Genomic DNA, 21807 nt, shown 5'->3' with positions numbered 1-21807 from the left:
AACTTTATCTCAAAAAGAGATGTTTACCGCGATTTTTGCTATTCAATCACTGATTATTTCATACATTTGTATAACCTCCAACAACAATCTAATTTAGTCAGAAACAAGCGCAATGCAATTTAGCTTCACATTTAAATCCAGCCCTTTTAAGACACTGATCGCTTTCCATAAGATTATAAAATCATTTGAAGATATGGCTTTGTCCGAAGTCGATTTCCGGGCTACCTATGCGAAAGCCCTGCTGGAAGAAATCAATAAATATCCGGCATTGATCTCGGGGATCGAAAATGCCGCAGAGCTGCCGTCCTATGAACCAATCATCAAAGTTCTTTTGGCGGACCTGTTCCCTATTGCACTCACGCGCAATGAAATCAAGGCCATTACGATTCCTTTCTATGTATACACCTTTAACCATACCGAGCGCCTAGAGAATATCTTACAGGCTGCCGGCGATCAGTATGATTTTAACTTTAGGGATGTGACTGCCGACAGCTATTATATTCTGAATTGCTGTATGATCATCAGCCAGTACTATGGAGTCAAAGTAGATGCGATGGACAGCCCTTTATTTTTGGATATTCCGGATAAAGACAACATCATACACCATTACCGGGTCTTGTTCAACGCCGATTTCATGGATATTATTCCTACCGAAAGCGCGATACCACTTTCCCCGGAGGATATTACCGAACTGATTGACAATTTTTCGGATATTACGTTGTGGAAGTCTAAATTTCCGGAGCGCAGCTGGATCCTGAAAGGCTTTTCGATTATGACCCTTTTCGATGCGACAACAGAGAATGCGGTATCGAGCTTCAAGAGTAACCTCTTGCGCGCCGATGAAGATAAGGCTGTTCAGCTGGAAGAAATCCAGGATATTTTCAGGTCCATTTATAAAATAAATGATCTGCGCATCGGGCTTACTTCATTTGAAAAAGTCAAAGAAGAGTTCAATCTGCGTATTGTCGAAAAACAGCTATACAGCCATCTCCTGTACGATTCGACTATTGCGGAGTGTGAAGAAATGCTCTGTAGTGAGACCTTGGAAAGCCTGCTGACCAGGGAAGAACTGCTGGTGGTCCCGGATATTGATCAATTGCCAACGGTAGATCCGAAGAAGGCATTTTTTATCAATAAGCTGAAACAGCAAAAGGTGAAGAGTTTTATCTTTGCGCCCCTGATCCAGAACAATAAAGTCCTCGGTATATTGGAAATGTCCTCCACTAGGGTACGTGCGCTAAATTCGGTCAATGCCAATAAACTCAATTTTATCTTACCTTTTATCAAGGACAAAGTAGCTAAGGCATTTTCTGAAATAGAGAATCAGATCGAGGCCATTATTCAAAAAGAATATACGTCGATCCATCCCAGTGTCAAATGGCGCTTTCAGGAGGAAGCGATCCATTACCTCAATGACAAGGCCTTTGGGAAAGATTATACCTTACAGGAGATTGTGTTTGAACAGGTCTATCCGCTCTATGGGCAGATTGATGTGCAGGGCTCATCGGAATCCCGAAACCAGGCCATCAAGCAGGATTTGATCAATCAGGCGACTGACCTGATCACACTTTTTACAGCAATCAACCGGGAGTATATGCTGCCCCTCTTTGAACAAAAGGTCTTTGACCTACAACGGAATCTGGACACACTTGAACATTCCCTGTCCACGGATACGGAACAGGTCATCCTCGATCATTTTAACCTCGATGTGCATCCCATTCTGAATAACTTTAGGAAAAACAATAAAAACAGCTCCATTGTAGTGGCAATTGATGCCTATTTTGAACGGGTAAACCCAGCCATAGGCGGGTTTTACGAAGCACGTCAGGATTACGACAACTCGATCACGCTGATCAATAAAAAGCTGGTCACTGTGCTCGATGAGAAACAGGCCGAGGCACAGGACTACTTCCCGCATTATTACGAGCGCTATAAAACGGATGGCATAGAGCACAACATGTATATCGGCGCATCGATAGCACCCGACAAGAACTTTGATCTCTACTATCTTAAAAACCTGCGCTTGTGGCAGTTGCAGGTGATGTGCGAAATGGAAGCCCAGTTTAGGCTACTGCAGCCCACACTGCCCCATCAGCTGGAGGTAACCTCGCTGATCCTGGTTTTTGCAACACCGATCTCCATCCGTTTCAAAATGGATGAAAAGCAGTTTGATATTGACGGGTCTTACAATGTGCGCTATGAAATCGCCAAAAAACGGATCGACAAAGCCAAGATCAAGGGTTCGACGGAACGTATTACCCAGAAAGGAAAACTGGTTATTGTATATTCTCATGCCTATGAAGAAACGGAATATCTGGGTTATATCAATCTGCTTCAGCACAAGGGTTTACTGAATGAGGATATCGAAAAATTCGAGGTTGAGGACCTGCAAGGTCTGATCGGCCTTAAAGCTATTCGCGTTGGATTCAATGTGCAGCATGACCAGTAGGTATACAAGGTAGCCACCATTTTTTGCATATTTTTCGAACCATAATGCTTTGAGCGCTGTTCACCATCCAAACAAAACGCATAAGCATATGAAAAGAATATTTTTGACCCTAGCGATTGCATGTTCGGTTGTAGCCCTACAGAGCTGTGGCGGCGACGCGAAGCAGGATAGTAAGGAAACCGCGGACAGCGCCAATGAAGCAAAGGCGCCTGAGCATATGGACGACGATTCGCTAGCGACCACGCCACTCGCCGTGAGTGAGGACGACGCTAAATTTGTGACGGAAGCCGCAAATGGCGGTATGGCCGAAGTGGAGCTCGGAAAGCTGGCGCAGGAAAAAGCTCAGCATGCAGATGTTAAAGCCTTTGGAGAAATGATGGTAAAAGACCACTCCAAAGCCAACGACGAACTGACTACGCTTGCTCAGGCAAAGAATATTACTGTTCCCGCGACACTAGGCACCGATCAGCAAAAAGTGAAAGATGAACTGGCCAAAAAGACCGGAAGGGAATTTGACAAGGCCTACATAGCGGAAATGGTTGAGGATCACGAAAAGGATGTCAAACTTTTTGAGGATGCCAGTAAGAATCTCAAAGATACCGAGTTAAAAGCATTTGTGGACAAAACCTTACCGACGCTGCGTACCCATCTGGAACACAGTAAAAAAGTAAAGGATAAACTGGATCAATAAGCAATTTACAGTGATCTATTGTGTATTAACATCCACCGCTTTTCCAGGAGAAAAGCGTTGGATGTTGTGTTTTCGGAACGGTGTCATTATTACCGTTCTGCGATACAACGGAGCGGAAAGGCCCAGTCCCTATCAAAACTGCTGTCTTCAATCGTAGCATTTCGGTTCTGGACAATTTTTATGTGACGGACCCTGTTATTTAAAATCTGGCTTGACCAATAATAGCCCTCAAGACCTCTTTTGGCTAAGGCACCGTTATCAAGGGCCCTATTGCCCGCAATTGGAAATGTTAAGCGTACATTTGCATTTCGGTTGCTCTTAAATACCCGGGCAGCTGAATAGTTGCTTGATGATTCCGACCAGTTGCCAATATTGAGATTTGTCACTCCATCATCTAACATCGCCATTTCACGTTCAGTAGGTACCCGATATCCCGAAGGGCAAGGATCATTTGCTGTTTTAACAGGTGCTGTTTCTGTCCCCGAGTTCCATGCATTATCGCCTGGACTTTGCGTGTTCCAAGGGTTAATTGGCCCTGGTGCAGTTGTTGCCGTAGCAGCAACAGCTTTCCGTCCCCACTGATAATAGTTGCCATGCAATCCACTCAACGAAGGATTTTGATCCGGATCAAGGTTGTAGTTTGCCCCTAGATTATGACGCATCCAGATGAGCCCATTGATGCGTGCGGCAGATTGTCCTTGATAAGTCAGGTAGGTATCGTTGGGGATAATCGAAAGATTGAGGTTGTACTTTACTCCGGGCAGGATACTTAGGCTGTCCAGCGGCATAAGGTTTGTAGCCGTGACCGGCCCGATGGTAATCGTTGACAATAGAAGTTTACCGAGATCGGTTTGCGCATTGAGCTGTTTTGGTGCCGCGCTGACAATGCCGGAATTCAGCGCTGAAAAACTGAGGTCTGCCTGACCTTCTGCTCCTGGCCGGTTTACTGTCCCAGCGTCAGTACTTTAAGCCGTGGAGCGCAATAGCGAACAAAGCTATACGACAAGCAGATCTCACTTGCTTTTTCTACTGTACGTCCAGTTCAACACTCCCGGAGATCAGTCCCTCACTTTTTGCCCTGATAATCAATTTGCCACTATGCTTGACAGCAACTATGGCCAGCGCTTTGCCGTGAAATGCCTGTCGCGCCCTGGACTGGAATTTCCGGAGATCGGTTGTATTGCCATTGTCTGTGGCCACAATCCTAGCGCCTTCCCCTTCATCGTTAAACTTGATGTCATGAGCCGCATCCGGAACAACAGTATCAAACTCGTCCACAACGTATGCCTGTATATAAGCCAGTTCATTCTCTGCAGCATTTACACTAGGCTTCTCGGAAACTAGCTTGACGCGGTATGGCTTTGCTGCCGTACGGACCGTTTTGCGCATTACTTTCTCGTTTCCCCGGTAGGAAACCACTTCAAGTACCCCAGGCTCAAAAGGAATAGCTTTGAATACGAGGTCATAACGGCTAGGATCTTTAGATTGCTCGCTGATCTTCCTACCGTTCAGATACAGTTCCAACCGGTCCGCCTGATTGTAATAGACCACCACATCAATTTTATCCCCCTGTTTCCAGTTCCAGTGCGGTAATACGTGTAAGACCGGCTTGTCGGTCCAGACGCTTTGGTACAGATAATATACATCTTTCGGGAAGCCTGCTAAATCGACGATTCCGAAATATGAACTCCGGGCAGGCCAAGTATAAGGTGTAGGTTCGCCGAGGTAATCGAAACCCGTCCATACATACATTCCAGCAATATGATCATATTGCTCCATCAGCCGTAGACTGGTCTGATGGTTAGATCCCCAGGGGGTATAAATGTTGTCGTAAGCTGATATGGACTTGTCCCTATTGCCGCCATTGAAGGGAATATCCCATCTTTCAGGCCACATGCGCACTGAATCGTAGGGCACCAGATCATATTGACCCCGACTTTCCAGCGCAGACGTGCTTTCTGTTATGATAAACTTCTTCCCAGGATGATCTGACGGGAAACTGGCCCATTGCTTATGGTTATAATTATAGCCTATAATATCTACGGCCGGATTCATTAATACCGGGTTTTCGCTGGACAGCTCATTATTGGCAATGGTAGTCGGGCGGGTACCGTCCAGGCTGTCGGCAATTGCTGCTAAGCGCCTGGGAATAGCTGCCCCATCCGACTTAGAGTGCCATTGCTCCTGCACTTCATTCCCTAGGCACCAGATGAATAACGAGGGATGGTTTCGGTCCCGTTTTACATGGGCGGCAAAGTCGCGCTCGAACCATTTATCCCAATACAAATGGTAGTCAAATGGATTCTTATGTCCTTTCCATACATCGAAAGTTTCACTCATCACAATAAAACCCAGGCTATCGCATAGATCTAGAAATGCTGGTGCGGCCGGATTATGGGATGTACGTATCCCGTTGACACCCATTGCTTTCATTGAATTTAGCTGACGTAACGCTGCAGATCGGTTGAAGGCCATGCCTAGGGCGCCAAGATCACTATGTAGACAGACTCCGCGGATCTTAAGGCGCTTTCCGTTCAGTACAAATCCCTGCTGTTGATCAAAGCTAAAGTCGCGTAAGCCAAATCTGGTTTCCTGCTCATCCAGCACCCGGCCGTCCGATACAAGCTGTACATTCGCAGTATATTGCCGTGGTGTTTCAACTCCCCACAACAGCGGATTGTCCAGCACGATTTTCTGCCGGAACGGATGGACGCCGGAGCCGCGCTTGACCAATATATCCTCAACCTGGGAAACCGTTTCTCCGGTGGGTGATACAATTTGTGTCCGTAGGGAAAGTGATCCAGTCTGTTTGGGAATCTGTTCGATGTCCAACGAAAGACTCAGCACAGCTTGTTTTTCACTGAGCTGCTCTACTTTGATAAAAGTGCTGTTTGTTCCGATACTGACCTTATTACGGGCAATCAACTTAACATCACGATAGATGCCCGAACCCGAATAGAAACGTGAGTTGGGCTGCCTATTGTTGTTGACCTTAACAGCTAGCAGATTTTCCCGGCCATCGGCATGTAGATAAGACGATAGTTCGTATTCAAAGCCGATATAACCGTTTGGCCGTTTTCCCAGCAAATGACCATTGATCCAGACCTCGCTGTTTTCATACACGCCCTCAAAGGCGATAAATATCCGCTGACCTGTATAGGCCGGGGGCAGCTTAAATGACTTTTGATACCAGCCGATGCCCCCATCCAGATAAGCCCCGCCGCTACCTGCGGGGCTATGTTCGCGGAAGGGCATCTCAATGCTCCAGTCATGCGGCAGGTCAAGCAGGCGCCAGTTGTCACCACCAGAATCCTGGCTATGCTGCCCAACACTATCAAGTGTAAACCGCCAACCTGCATTGAAATTAATTTCCTGTCGGGATTGCCCCAACAGCGGTATCGTCATGATCAACCAAAGCCCCAGGACATTCAGTTGGCGGCGATATGGGGTGCAAACAAGTAATTTTAGCATAAAATTATAGAAAAGGAACCGCTCCATACTTTAATAGGAGGATTGATAGTCAAACCAGTCAAAAAATGCTTTCGCATTGGTTGGCTGCCCATTGGTACTTGTATACAGACCGATCATTACTCCCGTAAAGCCGCCGGCTACCTCTGTGCTTAGATAGCGGGTATCCAGACTAGCGAGCTTGCTGTAGTCCCCGGACTTTGGATCTTTAAAAGCAAAGCTGTAGTTTAAAGGCGTTCCACTGATACGCAGTTCTATCTTGTTGCCTGCGATTTCTTTTTCAGCAACAATATAATGCAGAGATCCTACCTTAGCGCGCAGCTGCAGCATAAAGACCTTTCCGCTGCGTTTGAGGAAGAAGTCGTAATGGTGCGAATTGTTCTGATACAGCGTTAAACCGGCTTCTTCTCTATCGGCAGCTGCATTAAATTCAAGCTTTACGCTGGCCTGAAAATCGTGTTCCGTTTGCCTGCGGCCGATAAAAGAAGGCGACTCCGTCTCGTTTAATGATATCGGACTGCTGTACAGGCAGAGGCTACCACGACGTTCGGTCAGCGAGTACTTTGCCGAATCGGGATTCCGAAGATACTGCCATTGCAAACCCAGCTGTGTGGCAGTAAACTCATCGCGCTGTGTCGGAGTTGCTACAGGAACTGCTGGCAGGGGCTTCACCGCCATATCCAGCTGGATCTTTCCATTACCGTTGATCTGTGGCCAGCCATCTTTAGGCCAGCTTACCGGTGCCAGAAATGTCTCCCGCCCGAGTATATGGTAATAACTGTAAGGTTGCGTGACGCGGAAACCTAAAAATACGGTCCACCAGGAGCCATCTGCTGCCTGGATAAAGTCCGCATGCCCAACCCCTTGAATGGGATTTCCCTGTCCCAAACGGTTGGAGTGTGATAGAATTGGGTTGAGCGGGCAGGATTCGTAAGGCCCCCAGATGGAGCGGCTCCGTCCGATACTGGCACTGTGGGCATATTCTGTACCACCTTCACCCAATAGTAGATAATAGTAACCATCCTTTTTGTAGATATGTGGTGCCTCGGGAAAGCGCCCGCCCGTTCCGGCCCAGACCACTTTTTCCGCCGAGGTCAGCTTCCCGGTACTCAGATCTATGGCCGTCACACGGATTCCTTCATCTCCCTGGGTCACAAAATAGCTTTTGCCGTCCTCATCCCAAAAAATGTCCGGATCTATGCTTTTGATATCCACCCAGACCGGATCACTCCAGGGGCCAGCCGGGTTTTTTGCCGTGCAATAGAAATTGCCTTTGTCCGATACATTGGTACATATGACATAGAATAAACCATCGTGATAGCGGATCGAAGGCGCGAATAGCCCTCCCGAAGAAGGTACTCCGCGTAGATTGAGCTGTGAAGACCGTGTCAGGCAATGCCCCAGCTGCTCCCAGTTGACCAGATCCTTACTATGATATATCGGAAGCCCCGGAAAATATTCGAAAGAAGAGGTCACGAGGTAAAAGTCATCGCCTACGCGACAGATGCTCGGATCTGGATTAAATCCTCGGACAACTGGGTTTTTAAACCCCAGTTGTGCATAGCTCGGCGCTGCCAGCAAAAAGAGTAAGCTGCAATAAATCGTGGAGCTAAGAAGTGTCAAGTACCTTGAAGTCATGTGATATATAGTCATGTTATTCCTCTTATTTGGCCGGACCGGATTCCGATCCTCCTTGATCCAAACTTTCCTTATACTCCTTACTGATAAAATTGAAAGTCAGCATGGCTGCACCGTCATTCGAAAGTACAGGATCCCTTAAGACAGCCAGCTGCATTGTATTCTTTGTCAGCGACATAATGCGAACATCACCCCAGTCTACCACGATACCATCTTGCGGTTTGCCATGGAGTGGCGATGCCCCGGTCATGCGCATGGTTTTCTTTTCGGTGTCAATATTAAAAACACCTTTCTGCACTTTTCCCAGCATGGCATGGTTTACATTGACGTTGGCGCCGCCTTTGAGGTCAAAAGTCATACGACCATAATCGCCGGCTGGCATTAGCCAGCTATTGCCCTTCCAGTCGGGTTCCCAACTCCAGCTGTCGCTGTTCAAGGGTTCGCCGGTCTTGTTCACTGTGCCCCACCAGTCGCCCGTTCCATAAAAATACATAGGCCCTTTAAAATGGCGCGATACTCCTGCTGCATCAAGATCCAGATACCAGGTTTTCTCCTGCCCTGCACCACCGGTCAATAATGTCCAGGTCTCGTCACTGATAAATTCAGCATACATCGCGTCAATCTTAAAGCTTACAGGCTCGCCATATACGATTCCGCCCCGGGTTTCAACCCCGAACTTAACCGTATATTCTCCCGGAAAAGGCATTTTTAAAGTCACCTTTTTATCCTGGCTCCGGCCTTGGGGATGTTCCCAAAGCGCAGTGTATTTGGGATCCATCAAACTCGTTAAATAAACAATATTCGGATTATTTACATCATGTTCAATACGGTAGGATTTACCTTCAGTCAGTTGTGCCGGACTGACGTCGATCTCCCCTAACGCATATTTTTCCGGAGAACAAGCTCCGGCCATCGTCATCAGCGCAAAGAGGGCCATGACATAGTGTATTATCTTTTTCATGTATATAGATTTATATCGTTAAACCAAGCGACCTTTTAACGGTACTTTTCATTAATTCCAGCCTGCATTTTGTTTCAGTACTCCATTTGACAACGTGATCTGCTTATTGGGAATCTGCATAAATCCGCGGGTGGCCAGAAATTTGCTCTTTGTGATAACAACTTTGTCGGGAGCCGAACCACTAAGCACATCTTCGGAAGTTTCTATGATTGCGGCGGCATTATTGACACCCTGACGCAGCACATCCCAATAGCGGATACCTTCAAAGGCAAATTCAAAATTCCGCTCTTTCAGGATATTACTTTTTGAGACGGGCAATGCAACGAAATTGGTTTTATAGGCCCGCTTGCGCACCTGGTCAAAATATTGCTGCGCATTGGGCGAACCGAGTTCAGCCGCCATCAGCAACACGTCTGCATACCGGATCACAAAGTAATCCTGATCCTGGGACAATTGCATATCCTTATCCCCCCCTGTATTTGTGGTGCCATCCGGCAATGCTGTCGGTGCATATTTTTTGATGGCATAGCCCGTATATTCGCGCTGGTCTTTCAGATTAAAATCCGGTATCTTCTCTCCGTTGATATCGATAATGGACGCTGTTTTTCTGGTATCGTTGTTATCGAAGGCATTAAAGAAGCTTTTGCTTACAGTACATGCGCCCCATCCCTGGCCATAGGGAGACCAGCTCTTCCCTCTCAAGCCCAAGAAAACGACCCAGCGGTTGCCATCAATATGACCTTCGTAATCCGATGTATTGTTAAATTTCTGTGCAAATACCACTTCGGAGTTCCCTTTACCGGCGTACTTGGAAATATCCAATGTATTGTCGGCGGCATTGGGAATGTAACTTGATGCCGGCCATAAATTTTTAAAATCAGCGACTAGTGCAAATTGGCCACTTTTGATCACCTCTTCCAGTCCCGCCAGCGCCTCGGCTTTGGATACGCCAATATCTTCGGCGGCATAATAACCAGAATAAAAGAGGTAAACCCGTGCCAGTAGTGCTTTTGCTGCAAACGGCGTTGCGCGGCCATCGTTGGTTGCGGCAGCCGATTTTGGATAAGCATCGGCCGGGATACTGCTTGCAGCAAATTTTAGGTCTGAAACAATCAGTTTATACACTTCCTTTGGATCTGATTGTGGAATATTATCGCTCGTGGGGCTGGTCAGCAGTGGTATGTTCTCAAAGAGACGCACCAAATCGAAGTATAGGACTGCCCGCAGGAAGCGCGTTTCACCTTCGATCCGTGCGCGTGCCGCTGTATTGCCCGAGAAATCTGTGCCATCTAACTTTCCTAGCAGCGTATTACATCTAAAAATACCCGAATAGTAGTCTGACCACGTCCCATCAAAAATATTGTTGTCCGATTGGGACTGCCCGATATCAAAGCGGTCTATGGCCTGGAAACCACGGCCATCTGTTGTTCCGGTACCGCCGAAACAGTTATCCGAGGCGACTTCCGAGGTAATATAAAAGGCCTGGCTCCCGTTGGAGGTTGTCCGTTGGTAACCGTCATAACAACCTATTAAAGCCATTTCGGCATCGGCCACTGTTTTATAAAAATTGCTCTCCAATACACTTGTCATCGGTTCAACGTCCAGGAAACTGGATGAACAGGATCCCAATAATAGCGATCCCAATAGCATTGAATAAGAGATATAACCTGTTTTTTTCATGATTTCTCGATTTTAGAATTTAACATTTAAACCAAATAATACCGTCCGGGGTCTAGGGTAATAGCCCAGATCGATACCCGATACCCAACCATCTGTACCATAGCCGATCTCCGGATCCATTCCATCATATTTCGTAAAGGTGAATAGGTTCTGCCCCTGTACATAGAAACGGATCTGATTGGCGTATTTCCACCGGATCAGTTTGGAAAGATCATAACCCAGGGTGACATTGCTAATCCGTAGGAAATCGCCATCCTGGATGTATAAATCCGAAAACTGCCAGTTGACGTTTGTTTCGGTCACACGCGGTATGGTATTGGAAGTACCTTCACCCGTCCAACGGTCCAGGATGCGGGTGGTATAATTCGCCTGCTTATTGGTATGATTACGGTAAGACTGTACAATCTTATTACCCAAAGAACCGTAAGCATTAACGGAGAAATCAAATCCTTTGTAATCCAGTCCGATATTAAATCCATAGGTAAAATTAGGCATGCCCACACCAAGATTTGTTTTGTCGGCGGCGTTGATAATGCCATCAGCATTCTGGTCTACATATTTTACATCACCGGGCTTGACATCTGCCTGCAGGATGCCCTTTCCAGCATTTTTCCAGGCGTCGATTTCAGCCTGGTTCTGGAATAATCCCGCGGTGCTGTAGCCCCAGAAATAACCGATGGGCTGTCCATTGGCGGCACGGTAAAATTCCTCAGAATTATCGTATAACATGGCTGTCTGGCCGTGAATAATACCGTCTTCAGTAGGGATCTTACCCACTTTATTTTTGTTGTAAGCGCCATTTACGCCCAGACGGTACTTAAGCTCATTCACTTTATCTGCCCAGTTCAGTCCGAGTTCTACCCCTGTATTCTTCACATCACCGCCATTGATAAAAGGTGGCAGCGTACCTGTCGTGGCCAGCACCGGAGCTGTTACCAACCAGTCTTTGGTCTTTTTGACATAAAAGTCAGCGACGACATCCAGCCGGCTCTGTGCGAATTTGGCATCAAATCCAACATTTGTCTGTTCGGAGGTTTCCCAGGTTAGATTGGGATTGGACAGGCGGCTCGGATAAGCTCCGGCAATATTGTTGTTGCTGGTACCGAATACATAATGGGCTCCGGGATTGGATGAAGTGATACCTGTTGAGGTACTGATCGGTGCCGCATACTGGAAATCAGCAATATCCTGGTTGCCCACCTGTCCCCAGGAAGCCCGCAATTTAAAGAAGTTTACTCCCGGTAGGTTCTCCTGGAAAAAATCTTCCGAAGAGATTACCCAACCTGCTGAAACCGAAGGGAAATAGCCCCAACGGTTGCTACGTGAAAATTTGGAGGAAGCATCGGCCCGAAGGGTGGCATTAAACAGGTATTTCTCTTTGTAATTGTATCCTAACCGGCCGAAGTAGGACACCCGGCGGGTGACGTTCTCCGGTTTTCCCGAAACAGTGCGCGTCTCGACAACATTGCCCTTTTCATCCAGATGTGCCTGCCCAGTTGTGTTGTCCAGATAGGCATGCGCAAAATCGTTGAACTGCGAAAGCAGGTTCCAGTTTGAACCCGAGAGGTAGGTGCCCTGATACCGCAATGATTCCATCCCGATCATGGCCGAAAAGCGGTGATCCGTCTGGATATCAAAATCATAGGAAGCGGTATTGGTCCAGGTCAATGTATGTCCCTTGCTCATATTCTGGGACGTAGTGGTATGGTCCTGGTTGTATGTATAAATGGAAAAACGGTACAGGGGTGTAAAACTCCGGTATTCCGAAGCATAATAGTTGAATCCTAATAAAGAGCGTACTTTAAGCCCTTTGACCGGTTCGATCTCGGCAAAAATATCGGCCAGTAATTTCTGGCCATCGTTGCTATTATTCGAATTGGTCATCATCACGCCATAAGGATTACTGTCCCCATTGTACCAGGGCGAGTTGGACGTATCGTTGAAGGGGCTTCCATATAGTCCGTTGTCCGAATAAACGGGTGACAACGGCGAGGTGGTAAAAGCTCCCCGTAAGGTATTGTTGTATTGGTTACCAACACCGATTCCCCGATTTTTAATGTAGTTGAAATTAAGGTGCTGCCCGATTTTCACAAAATTATCGAACAGCTTATGTTCTGAATTTGTCCGGAAGCCATAGCGCTCGTAGTTGGATACATCTTTACCACCGACGATTCCCTCCTGACTGATATAGTTCATGGACAGGGCGTAGGTGGATTTCTCCGAACCACCAGTGAGGGCCACATTGTAATTGTCCATTTTTGCATTGTCCTTGAACATATAATCCAGCCAGCTAGTATTGGCGAGTCCGGCCATGCCATCAAAATCAATGGCAGCAGCACCTGAATTGAGGGATTGCTCATTCATGATTGTTTTATACTGATGGGCATCCAGCAGCTTCACTTTGCGTGATACGTTCTGAATACCCGTATACCCGTCAAAAGACAGCTGGCTTTTACCGGCAGCGCCCATCTTGGTGGTCACCAGGATTACACCATTGGCTGCCTGCGAACCGTATATCGCTGCCGAAGCGGCGTCTTTTAAAACATCGATCGACTGGATATCTGCAGCGTTCAATACCGAAATATCACCTCCGGGCACCCCATCAATGACATAAAGCGGGCCCGAATTGCCAATTGTCCCTAAGCCGCGGACGACGACCTTCATATCCGCTCCGGGCTGACCGGAGGTGGAAGTAATGGAAACGCCCGGCGCCTGCCCCTGAAGGGACTGCAGGGGATTCAGCTGATTCCGTTTCTGCAGTTCCTCGCCTTCTACTTTCAGATTCGCGCCGGTATTTAGCTTTTTCTTCTGCACACCATAGCCGATGACTACGACCTCTTCCAGATCCGAGGTACTAGGCTGCAGACGAATGATGCCATTTGCTCCGGCGACTGTAATTTCTTGCGTTTTATAGCCCACGTAAGAGATCGTCAGCACGCTTCCTTTTGCGGCCTGTAATGAGAACTTACCCGATTCATCTGTACTCGTTGAAATCTTCTGATTCTTTACTTTAATGCTTGCACCCCCGATCGGCAAGCCAGAATCAGCGGAAACAACGGACCCCGTAAAGGACTGCGCCCAGACCAGCGAGGTCATGCCGGTCATGACTACCACGGCCACTCCCCTGCTCAACAATTGTTTGCTTATCATATGATTTGATTTATAAATTGGTTTTACTTATTTTAATTTAACCTGTAGGGCTTTACCCTGATAAGATACTGCCCTTGATTTTTTGGTACTACTGTCGATTCCAACTGCATTACTGTCGCTAACGAAGATGATATTGAATTTTCTGCTGCGCAGCATACCCTCAAACTCCCCTTTGCGGTCGGCTAGGGACAAGGTTTGGGTACTGTTATCGTAGCGGATATCAATGCGGCTGTATTTTCCTTTTTCGTAGTTATAGTTATCGCCTTCATCTTCATACAACGAAAACTGGCCATCGGCACCGGCATAGATATAGAGGTCCAGTACAGTCTGCTTTTTCTCCGTGCTGTATTGCAGCTCCTGACCGATCGGAACGATCGCACCGGCTTTTGCATACACTGGGATACGCTCGTATGGCGCATCTACGAGGAGATCCTGGCCGCCCCTGACTTTCTTGCCGCTGTATAAATCATACCAATCAGCACCCTGTGGAAAATGTATTTTGCGGCTTCGTGCACCTTTCTCGGTGACGGGGCTCACCAATAGAGATGGTCCCCATAGGTACTGGTCATTACGGTCAAATCCTGCTTTATCCAGCGGAAAATCCATGGCCAGCCCCCGGATCATCGAATAATCATCGAAAAAGGTCTTTGCCGCCAGGCTGTAGTTATAGGCTAGCATTTTATAGCGCAGATTGATGGCATAAAGCATGCTTCTGTAGGCAGGGTGCTCCGCGGGAGCGATGTGATAAGGTTCTCGGAACGGGAATTGGCCATGTGCCCGGAACAGTGGCAAGAATGCAGCATATTGATACCAGCGGCTATTAAGTTCACGCCATTCTTCCAGATCCACCGCATTGGGCTTATGGAACCTATTTTCGACGAGGAATCCACCCGCATCCATCGTCCAGTACGGTGTGCCGGACATGGAGAAATTTATTCCGCCTGCGATCTGGTCCTTCATATCGTGCCATCGGGATGCGATATCCCCGCTCCAGGCGGCAGCGGCATAGCGTTGCTGACCGGCAAAAAATGAACGTGTCAGGATAAACACCCGCTTATTGGGATCTGTTGCGCGCTGCCCCTCGTAAATACCCTTCGCATTTTGAAGCGGAAAGGCATTATAGTAGCGTACCGAGGAACCGATGCTGGGCTGAAAAACAGCTTTGCGTTCATCCAGATCGATATTGGAATGGATATCCGGTTCACTTGCATCCATCCACCAGGCGTCGATGCCTATTTTAAATAAGTTGTTGTCCAATAACTTCCAGAAGGCATCCCGCGCACCCTGATTAAAAGGATCATAAAATGTAGAGGTATAACCCTTGCCGATCCAATCTTTGCGGCCATCGTAAATATTCCGTGGGTAAATCCACTTATTGGTTTTAAACTCCTGGTATACACGCGACTCTTCATTTATTTTTGGCCAGGCGGAAATCATGATCTTCAGATTTTGGTCATGCAATTTCTTCAGCATCGCCTTCGGATCCGGAAAGCGGTTTAAATCAAATTGTTGACTTCCCCAGTCATTTTCTGACCAATACGACCAGTCCTGGACAATATTGTCAATTGGAATTTTCCGTTTGCGGAATTCCGTGGCCACCTGTTCAATTTCCGCCTGCGTTTTGTAGCGCTCGCGGCTCTGCCAAAAACCAAAACTCCAGACCGGCATAATCGGAGCCTTGCCTGACAAATGCCGGTACCCGCTGATGACATCGTCCATAGATTCACCATGGACAAAGTAATAGTCGATTGCGTCCCCGGCTTCGGAATTAAATGAAAAGAGGTTCTGCCGTGTAGCGGGAATTGGGCTCTGCCAGTTTAGGGTAAAATAAGACTCGCTGCCATCTGGGATCCATTCCATCCGGATCCGGTGCGGCTGATCTTTCTCCAGGTCTTTTTCAAGCTCAAAAGTGCCGGCATTCCAGGACTGCCGCCAGCGGTCCGCGACGAGCTGACCATCTATCCACACCTTCATATACCCCGAATATTTGAAGTGCAGGATATGCCTGCCGGCGTAGGGCGAGGCAAGTGTACCCTCATAAACTACCTTCGTATCCGCAAGTTTGATCTCTTTGGGAAACTTGTGCTGGTCCGTTAAATAGCCATAATCGATGATCGATTCTGGACGGGACAGGTATACCGAGTCGGTATTACGGTTCATATAAGTAGCCGTGAGCCAGCCTTGCTCTCCTTCCACAGACGAGAGCTTAAATGCATTCAACGGTAATAATGGGCGCACATCCCCGGCTTTGGTGATCGAGTAATTATGCCAGAGCAGACCATAGTTGTTGGTGGATAGCAAAAACGGAATGCCGATTTCGGTATTGTACTGCAGCAGCGTGACCTGTTTTCCGCGGTTGTAATTCATAACCGCATTCTGATGCTGTCCAAGCCCATAGATCCCCTCCTCCGGTTGAACCATAAAATCCTGATTGATCTGGTAAAAAGCATCGCCGTTATAGCTAGCCGCAGTAAAGGAACCGGAATTTCGTTTTGCTTCCTTTAAAATTGGACGGCCATTTAAGTCATAGAATTCTACTTTACCGCTGCTCAACGAAACAATGGCCTGGAGATCCGCTGTCTGTATCGTGGCCGTTGAGTCTGTCGATCTGGCAGCAAATGATTTCAGCTGCCGGTGCAAGGAGTCTACGATCACCAGGTGCTGCTGTTTCGGAAAGCCAGAGCCAGCAGGCACTGCCGTTACCCGTATGATTTTATCCGTAATGGCGTCGAGATAGACGTCCTGATCAATCGAGGTCGCGGAATTTTTGAAGCTGACCTTCATACCGGTGGTGGTTTTTTCAAACTGAGCTTTCTGAGCTTGTGCAGATGCTTGATGCATCATCGTAAAGAACATCAGACCACTTAAAGCATACGTTATGTTGCGCATGTAAATAAAGATTTATTGGTTATTATATTCCCTTGGTTATTGCTTGTGCTTTCCTAGTGAAAGAACAAGTCAAATATAAAGTGCAACCGGTTGTCTTAAGGTTATGATTTGTTCACTTTTAGGGGGTGATTTGTTAACATGCGAGCGGAAAATCGGAATACACTATATTTTAACTATCTGCTTTAAAGAAAGTTACGTTGAAGTGGAAATAAAGTTGTGAAAGCGGATCTAAAATTTATTTGCTGAATTATTTTGGATTGCCGACTTGCACTTCATAAGCGATTGCAGCCATGGATAATTGATATGCTGTATGGGCTGCATGGATCGTTGATCCAGCTATTCATACTTGTCTTCCGAATTTGGAGAACACAAAATAGTGGATCGGCACGACCATTATTGATAAATCAGCGAAAACATCATAGCAGCGAATGATCTGCATGTATTTTTATGATTGCTTTTAAACATCGAAATTGTACAGTAATTTCCTACTTTAAAGTGATTGTCTTTTTATATTCATTCGGTGTTACGCCAAACTCTTCTTTGAAATATTTTCTAAAGTATTTGGTTTCATTAAATCCGACAAGAAAAGCGATTTCATTGACGTACATCTGGCTTTTTTCGAGCAGTTCTGCTGCTCTTTTTAGCCTGATAAAGCGGATAAATTCCGAGGGCGTTTTATCGGTCAAAGCAAGAATTTTCTTATAGAAATTAACCCTGCTCATTGCCATTTCACGGCATAAATCTTCCACTAAGAAGTCGGTTCGTTCTATATTTGACTCAACGATGGAGACGGCTTTTTGTATAAATTTCTGATCCATCGAAATGATCTCCGGTTTGGTTGTTGAGATATCAATTCTTGATTTGAATTTATCCTGTAGTTGTTTCTGCCTTTTTGCGATATTGGCCAGCGTAACACGTAGAATATCGATATTAAAAGGTTTCGAGATATAAGCATCTGCACCTGCTTCCATACCCTGGAATTGATTTTCATCCGAACATTTTGCCGTAAGCAAGACGACTGGTATATGGGAACTGCGTATATCCTGCTTGATCTTGCGACAGAATTCGTAGCCATCTACATTTGGCATCATAACATCGCAAAGCACAAGATCCGGAATATATTCGGTCGCGAGCTCATAGCCATGTTGGCCATCTTTTGCGGATAAGATCCTGTAATCATTGCTAAAAAGATCCTTTAGAAACAGGCGAAAATCCTCATTATCATCAATAATGAGAAGCGTATATACGCCGTTCTCCGCATCTAGGATAAAGTCGTTTTCACTATCCCTATTGTATGCTGCATTGCTTTCATCATCAGTACCCGAATAGATCACATCTTGTCTGTTTGTGCCATAAGTCTCTTTGGACATGGGAATTTGCACCGTAAAAACTGTGCCTTTTCCAAGTTCACTATCGACCTCCACTGTTCCTCCATGGAGCTTGACAAATTCATTTACAATATGAAGCCCAACGCCTGTCCCTGAGATACCGTGGGTCTCATTGGAATCAATTCGGTAAAAACGATCAAAAATACGTTCAAGATGCTCCTTTTCTATTCCTATACCTGTATCTGAGACCTTAATACAGAGACGCTTATCGATTTCATGATCTATAATGGTTTCACTTATAGCTACGCTAACGTCTACGTGGCCAGAAGTTCGGGTATATTTAAAGGCATTTGAAATCAAATTGGAAATTGCCATATACATCTTATCTTTATCAAAGCTTAGGTCTATGTATTGGTGGTTTGCCGTAAAGGTTAGTTTGATGGATTTTTCGGCTGCAATAGATAAAAATGAAGTACTGATCTCTTTGACAAATTCAATGATATTACCGGATGAAATATTGAGTTTCGTTTTGTCCTGATCTAGTTTTCGAAAATCCAGGATATCGTTGACCATCGTAAGTAGTTTCTGCGCGTTTTTGTACATCACTCCCAGTGCTGCTTTTTGTTCCTGATGGCTATCTTTTTTTATCAACATTTCCAGTGGGCTGATAATCAATGATAAAGGGGTCTTAAATTCATGACTGATATTGGTGAAAAACTTTAATTTCAGCTGGTCTATTTCATGCAGCTTATCAGCTTCCAACATACGGGCATTTTGATCAAGCTGATCCTGCTTTCTCTTCAACCGGTATTTAATAAACCACCTGATTACCAAAACAAACGCTGCAATATAAATCGCTATAGCCCACCATGAAAACCAAAATGGTGGATTAACTACAATCTGCATCTCGATCGGTTGAGGCGACCACACATTATCCTGATTGCCGGCATAAACTTTTAAAATATATCGACCGGGATTGAGATTGGAATAGGAAGCTACTCCTGTACTACGCGAGGTTTCAATCCATTCTTTATCGACACCTTCCAACTTATAGCGATATTTATTTTTATTGGGCTGGATAAAGTTGAATGCGGAAAATCGGATGGAAAAGTTTGTTTCATTATATTTCAGGATGAGCTTATCGAGGCCTACAATGGAAATTGGCAAAACGGTGTGATCGCCTCTTTTCTCCTCGGGATTAACCACTTCATTAGACAATAACAGTTCCGTAAATCGAGCTTGCGGTATGCTTTTATTGGCCGGGATCTTTCTTGGATAAAAAGCGATGTAACCTTCGGTTGTACCCATATATATTTTTCCGGTCTTATCGGTATATACGGCGTTGGGATTAAAAACCATTCCCGTCAGCCCATCACTGAGATCAAAGGTAGAAACAATACTTCGGCGCTTAGCTCCGCTAGCTGACAAGTACTTTATCCGGTTGAGTCCATTGCTAGTCCCCGCCCATATATTCCCATCTTGATCCTCAACTAAAGATCGTACATCATCGCTGCATAGGCCATCCGCAAGAGTCAAAAAAGAGAAGCTCCGGTTTGTATTGTCAAAGATTTTTATGCCCCTTTTTGTAGCCAACCAGATGCGACCTTTTGAATCCTTCATAAGCTGATAAACGGGAACTGAAGCAGCCTTGTCCTGAAAATTGGCGTCGGGAAAATAAGGTATAATGGTCTGGTCACCAATGAGTTTGTACACACCGATATCTGACGAGAAATTAATCGTTCCATCACGATCTTTTAAAGTGGAAAGAATGAAGTTAGAACGTAGTTTGCTATTGTCTCTATTAAAATTTGTAAATGTCGTTCTACTGGGATCCAATCTGTCAATTCCGCCCCCCAAAGTGGCAATCCACAAATTTTGGCCGGAATCTTCCGTGATCCCATATATGCTCTGATTGGATAGTCCTTTGTTGTTTTTCTCCTGTACTTCATATCGTTTAAACTGCCGACCATCATACACATTTAAACCGCCCATAAAAGTGCCTATCCACATTTTCTTTGTATAGTCTTCATGGAGCGCGGTAACAATATCAGACGATAAACTTGTCATATCACCGCGTTTGCTTCTGAAAAAATGGCGTTCTCCGGTAGTTTCATTCAATTTAATGAGACCTTTTCCATTTGTCCCCAACCAAAGGTTCCCCTCTTTGTCCTTAACAATACTGCTGCAGTCAAAAAGTTCACTTTTGCCATCGGATAATCCGGTACCAGGAAACTTGAATATTTCTGGATGATAATATGAAACACCATTCTTATACGTTCCTGCCCAAACAATTCCTTGATTATCACAATATAAACTTACAATGGAGTTTTGTCCAACTGAGGTTTTATTATACTCGTTATGTTGAAGGACCTGGATGGAGTTCTGCTTTTTATCAAGCAGATTGAGACCACCATGGTCCGTTGCAATCCAAATTAATCCTTGCCTGTCCGCTACGATTCCACGGACAAAGGAATTGGAAAGTGCAGGCTTCGTATCAATATCATACTGTTTCCATTGATCATTGGTTTTATTATAACAGACTGCACCACTATTATTTATACCTGGATAAATCCAGACCATATGGTCTGGATCTATAAACATACTCTTTGGAATTAAAGAATTTATAGCCCTACTGTTTAAATAATTTTTTCGGATATCAATTTGCTTTGTTCGGGTATTCAGACGTTCCAATAAGCCATCTTTGTGGAGTACCCACACAAATTCATCTTTTATGGCGATCTCTACGATCTCGGTAGGACGAATGCTTATTGGATTATTTGACGGTCTGAAGCTTACTAATTTTTTATGCTTAGGATCATATCTGTAAATGCCTTTTTGTGAATAGGCTACAATAAAATTTTTATACTGATCTATTTGTATAGAAATTGGGTTTGATGGAAGTCCCATTTTTTCAAGAATGGAATCTGTATTATTGATAAAAACCTCCTTTCGCCAATCAAACATGACATACTTATTGCCCAACATCCATAAATTCCCCTGCTCATCTTCTACAATTTTCTTCAAACCATCATAAAGAGTCCCTGAAGTGCCTTCGCTGCTGCGATTGAAAACTTTGATTCGCTCACCGTCAAATCTATTTAGCCCCGTGTTTGTTGTAAACCAGACAAATCCTCTACCATCTTTATATATGGCAACAACTTCATTTCCGGCTAAGCCATTCCCATTGTTAATATGGGCGAACTTAAACTCCTGTCCATAGCAGGAAATAATTCCAAAAAATAGAAATAGTAATAAAAGACGTTTCATTGGTTATTGTTTCAAGAACTTCCGTTAAAATACTGATTTTATCAAATCTTTACAGCATAAGTGATCATTTTATCCCCTAAGCTGAAACATTTAGATCCCTAGTTGGCCTATGCCTGCCTATATGAAGTGCATCGCGATTAAGGTTGCAATTCCCATGAATTGATCGTACTTCCAGTTTTATAAACATTTTAACCGCTCTTCTTCAACATTCGAACCCCGTCAACATAATTTGTTGTTCCTAATTTTAATCATCCCTTTCTGGGGATAATAACCAAACAAATTATAA

General features: G+C 45.4%; 10 protein-coding genes. 2 read left to right on the top strand and 8 right to left on the bottom strand.

The window, feature by feature from the left end:
* Positions 1 to 112: 112 nt before the first annotated feature.
* The gene (locus tag ABDW32_RS07125) at positions 113 to 2449 is read left to right on the top strand and encodes a GAF domain-containing protein (RefSeq protein WP_343560833.1); all 2337 of its coding nucleotides are present in this window, start codon (positions 113 to 115) and stop codon (positions 2447 to 2449) included.
* A gap of 88 nt (positions 2450 to 2537) precedes the next feature.
* Entirely contained in the window at positions 2538 to 3140 is a 603-nt protein-coding gene (locus ABDW32_RS07120; RefSeq protein ID WP_343560831.1) for a DUF4142 domain-containing protein, read from the top strand.
* Between the two features lie 89 nt (positions 3141 to 3229).
* Here the strand turns inward: ABDW32_RS07120 and ABDW32_RS07115 are convergent, their stop codons facing one another.
* The 8 genes from ABDW32_RS07115 to ABDW32_RS07080 all read right to left on the bottom strand — a co-directional run bounded on the left by ABDW32_RS07115 (position 3230) and on the right by ABDW32_RS07080 (position 21521).
* Positions 3230 to 3970, bottom strand: coding sequence for an FISUMP domain-containing protein (locus ABDW32_RS07115; protein ID WP_343560829.1), 741 nt, complete (start codon positions 3968 to 3970; stop codon positions 3230 to 3232).
* Positions 3971 to 4166: 196 nt separating this feature from the next.
* Positions 4167 to 6611: a sugar-binding domain-containing protein gene (locus ABDW32_RS07110; RefSeq protein WP_343560827.1), complete on the bottom strand. Its 2445-nt coding sequence runs from the start codon at positions 6609 to 6611 to the stop codon at positions 4167 to 4169.
* 30 nt (positions 6612 to 6641) lie between these two features.
* A complete protein-coding gene (locus tag ABDW32_RS07105) occupies positions 6642 to 8261 on the bottom strand; it encodes a glycoside hydrolase family 43 protein (RefSeq protein WP_343560825.1) in 1620 nt (539 codons plus the stop codon).
* Positions 8262 to 8271: 10 nt separating this feature from the next.
* Positions 8272 to 9207 (bottom strand): hypothetical protein, encoded by a 936-nt coding sequence (locus ABDW32_RS07100; protein WP_343560823.1) that lies wholly within the window; start codon positions 9205 to 9207, stop codon positions 8272 to 8274.
* A gap of 51 nt (positions 9208 to 9258) precedes the next feature.
* Positions 9259 to 10887, bottom strand: coding sequence for a RagB/SusD family nutrient uptake outer membrane protein (locus tag ABDW32_RS07095; protein ID WP_343560821.1), 1629 nt, complete (start codon positions 10885 to 10887; stop codon positions 9259 to 9261).
* A 12-nt stretch (positions 10888 to 10899) separates the two neighbouring features.
* Positions 10900 to 14037 (bottom strand): TonB-dependent receptor, encoded by a 3138-nt coding sequence (locus ABDW32_RS07090; protein WP_343560819.1) that lies wholly within the window; start codon positions 14035 to 14037, stop codon positions 10900 to 10902.
* Between the two features lie 27 nt (positions 14038 to 14064).
* Positions 14065 to 16926: a TIM-barrel domain-containing protein gene (locus tag ABDW32_RS07085; protein ID WP_343560817.1), complete on the bottom strand. Its 2862-nt coding sequence runs from the start codon at positions 16924 to 16926 to the stop codon at positions 14065 to 14067.
* A 485-nt stretch (positions 16927 to 17411) separates the two neighbouring features.
* The gene (locus tag ABDW32_RS07080) at positions 17412 to 21521 is read right to left on the bottom strand and encodes a two-component regulator propeller domain-containing protein (RefSeq protein ID WP_343560815.1); all 4110 of its coding nucleotides are present in this window, start codon (positions 21519 to 21521) and stop codon (positions 17412 to 17414) included.
* Positions 21522 to 21807: the final 286 nt, after the last annotated feature.

The organism is Sphingobacterium sp. (assembly GCF_039596235.1).
GTDB lineage: Bacteria > Bacteroidota > Bacteroidia > Sphingobacteriales > Sphingobacteriaceae > Sphingobacterium.
Note: the sequence above shows the minus strand (reverse complement) of the source record. Positions and strands in the feature narration are given on the sequence as shown.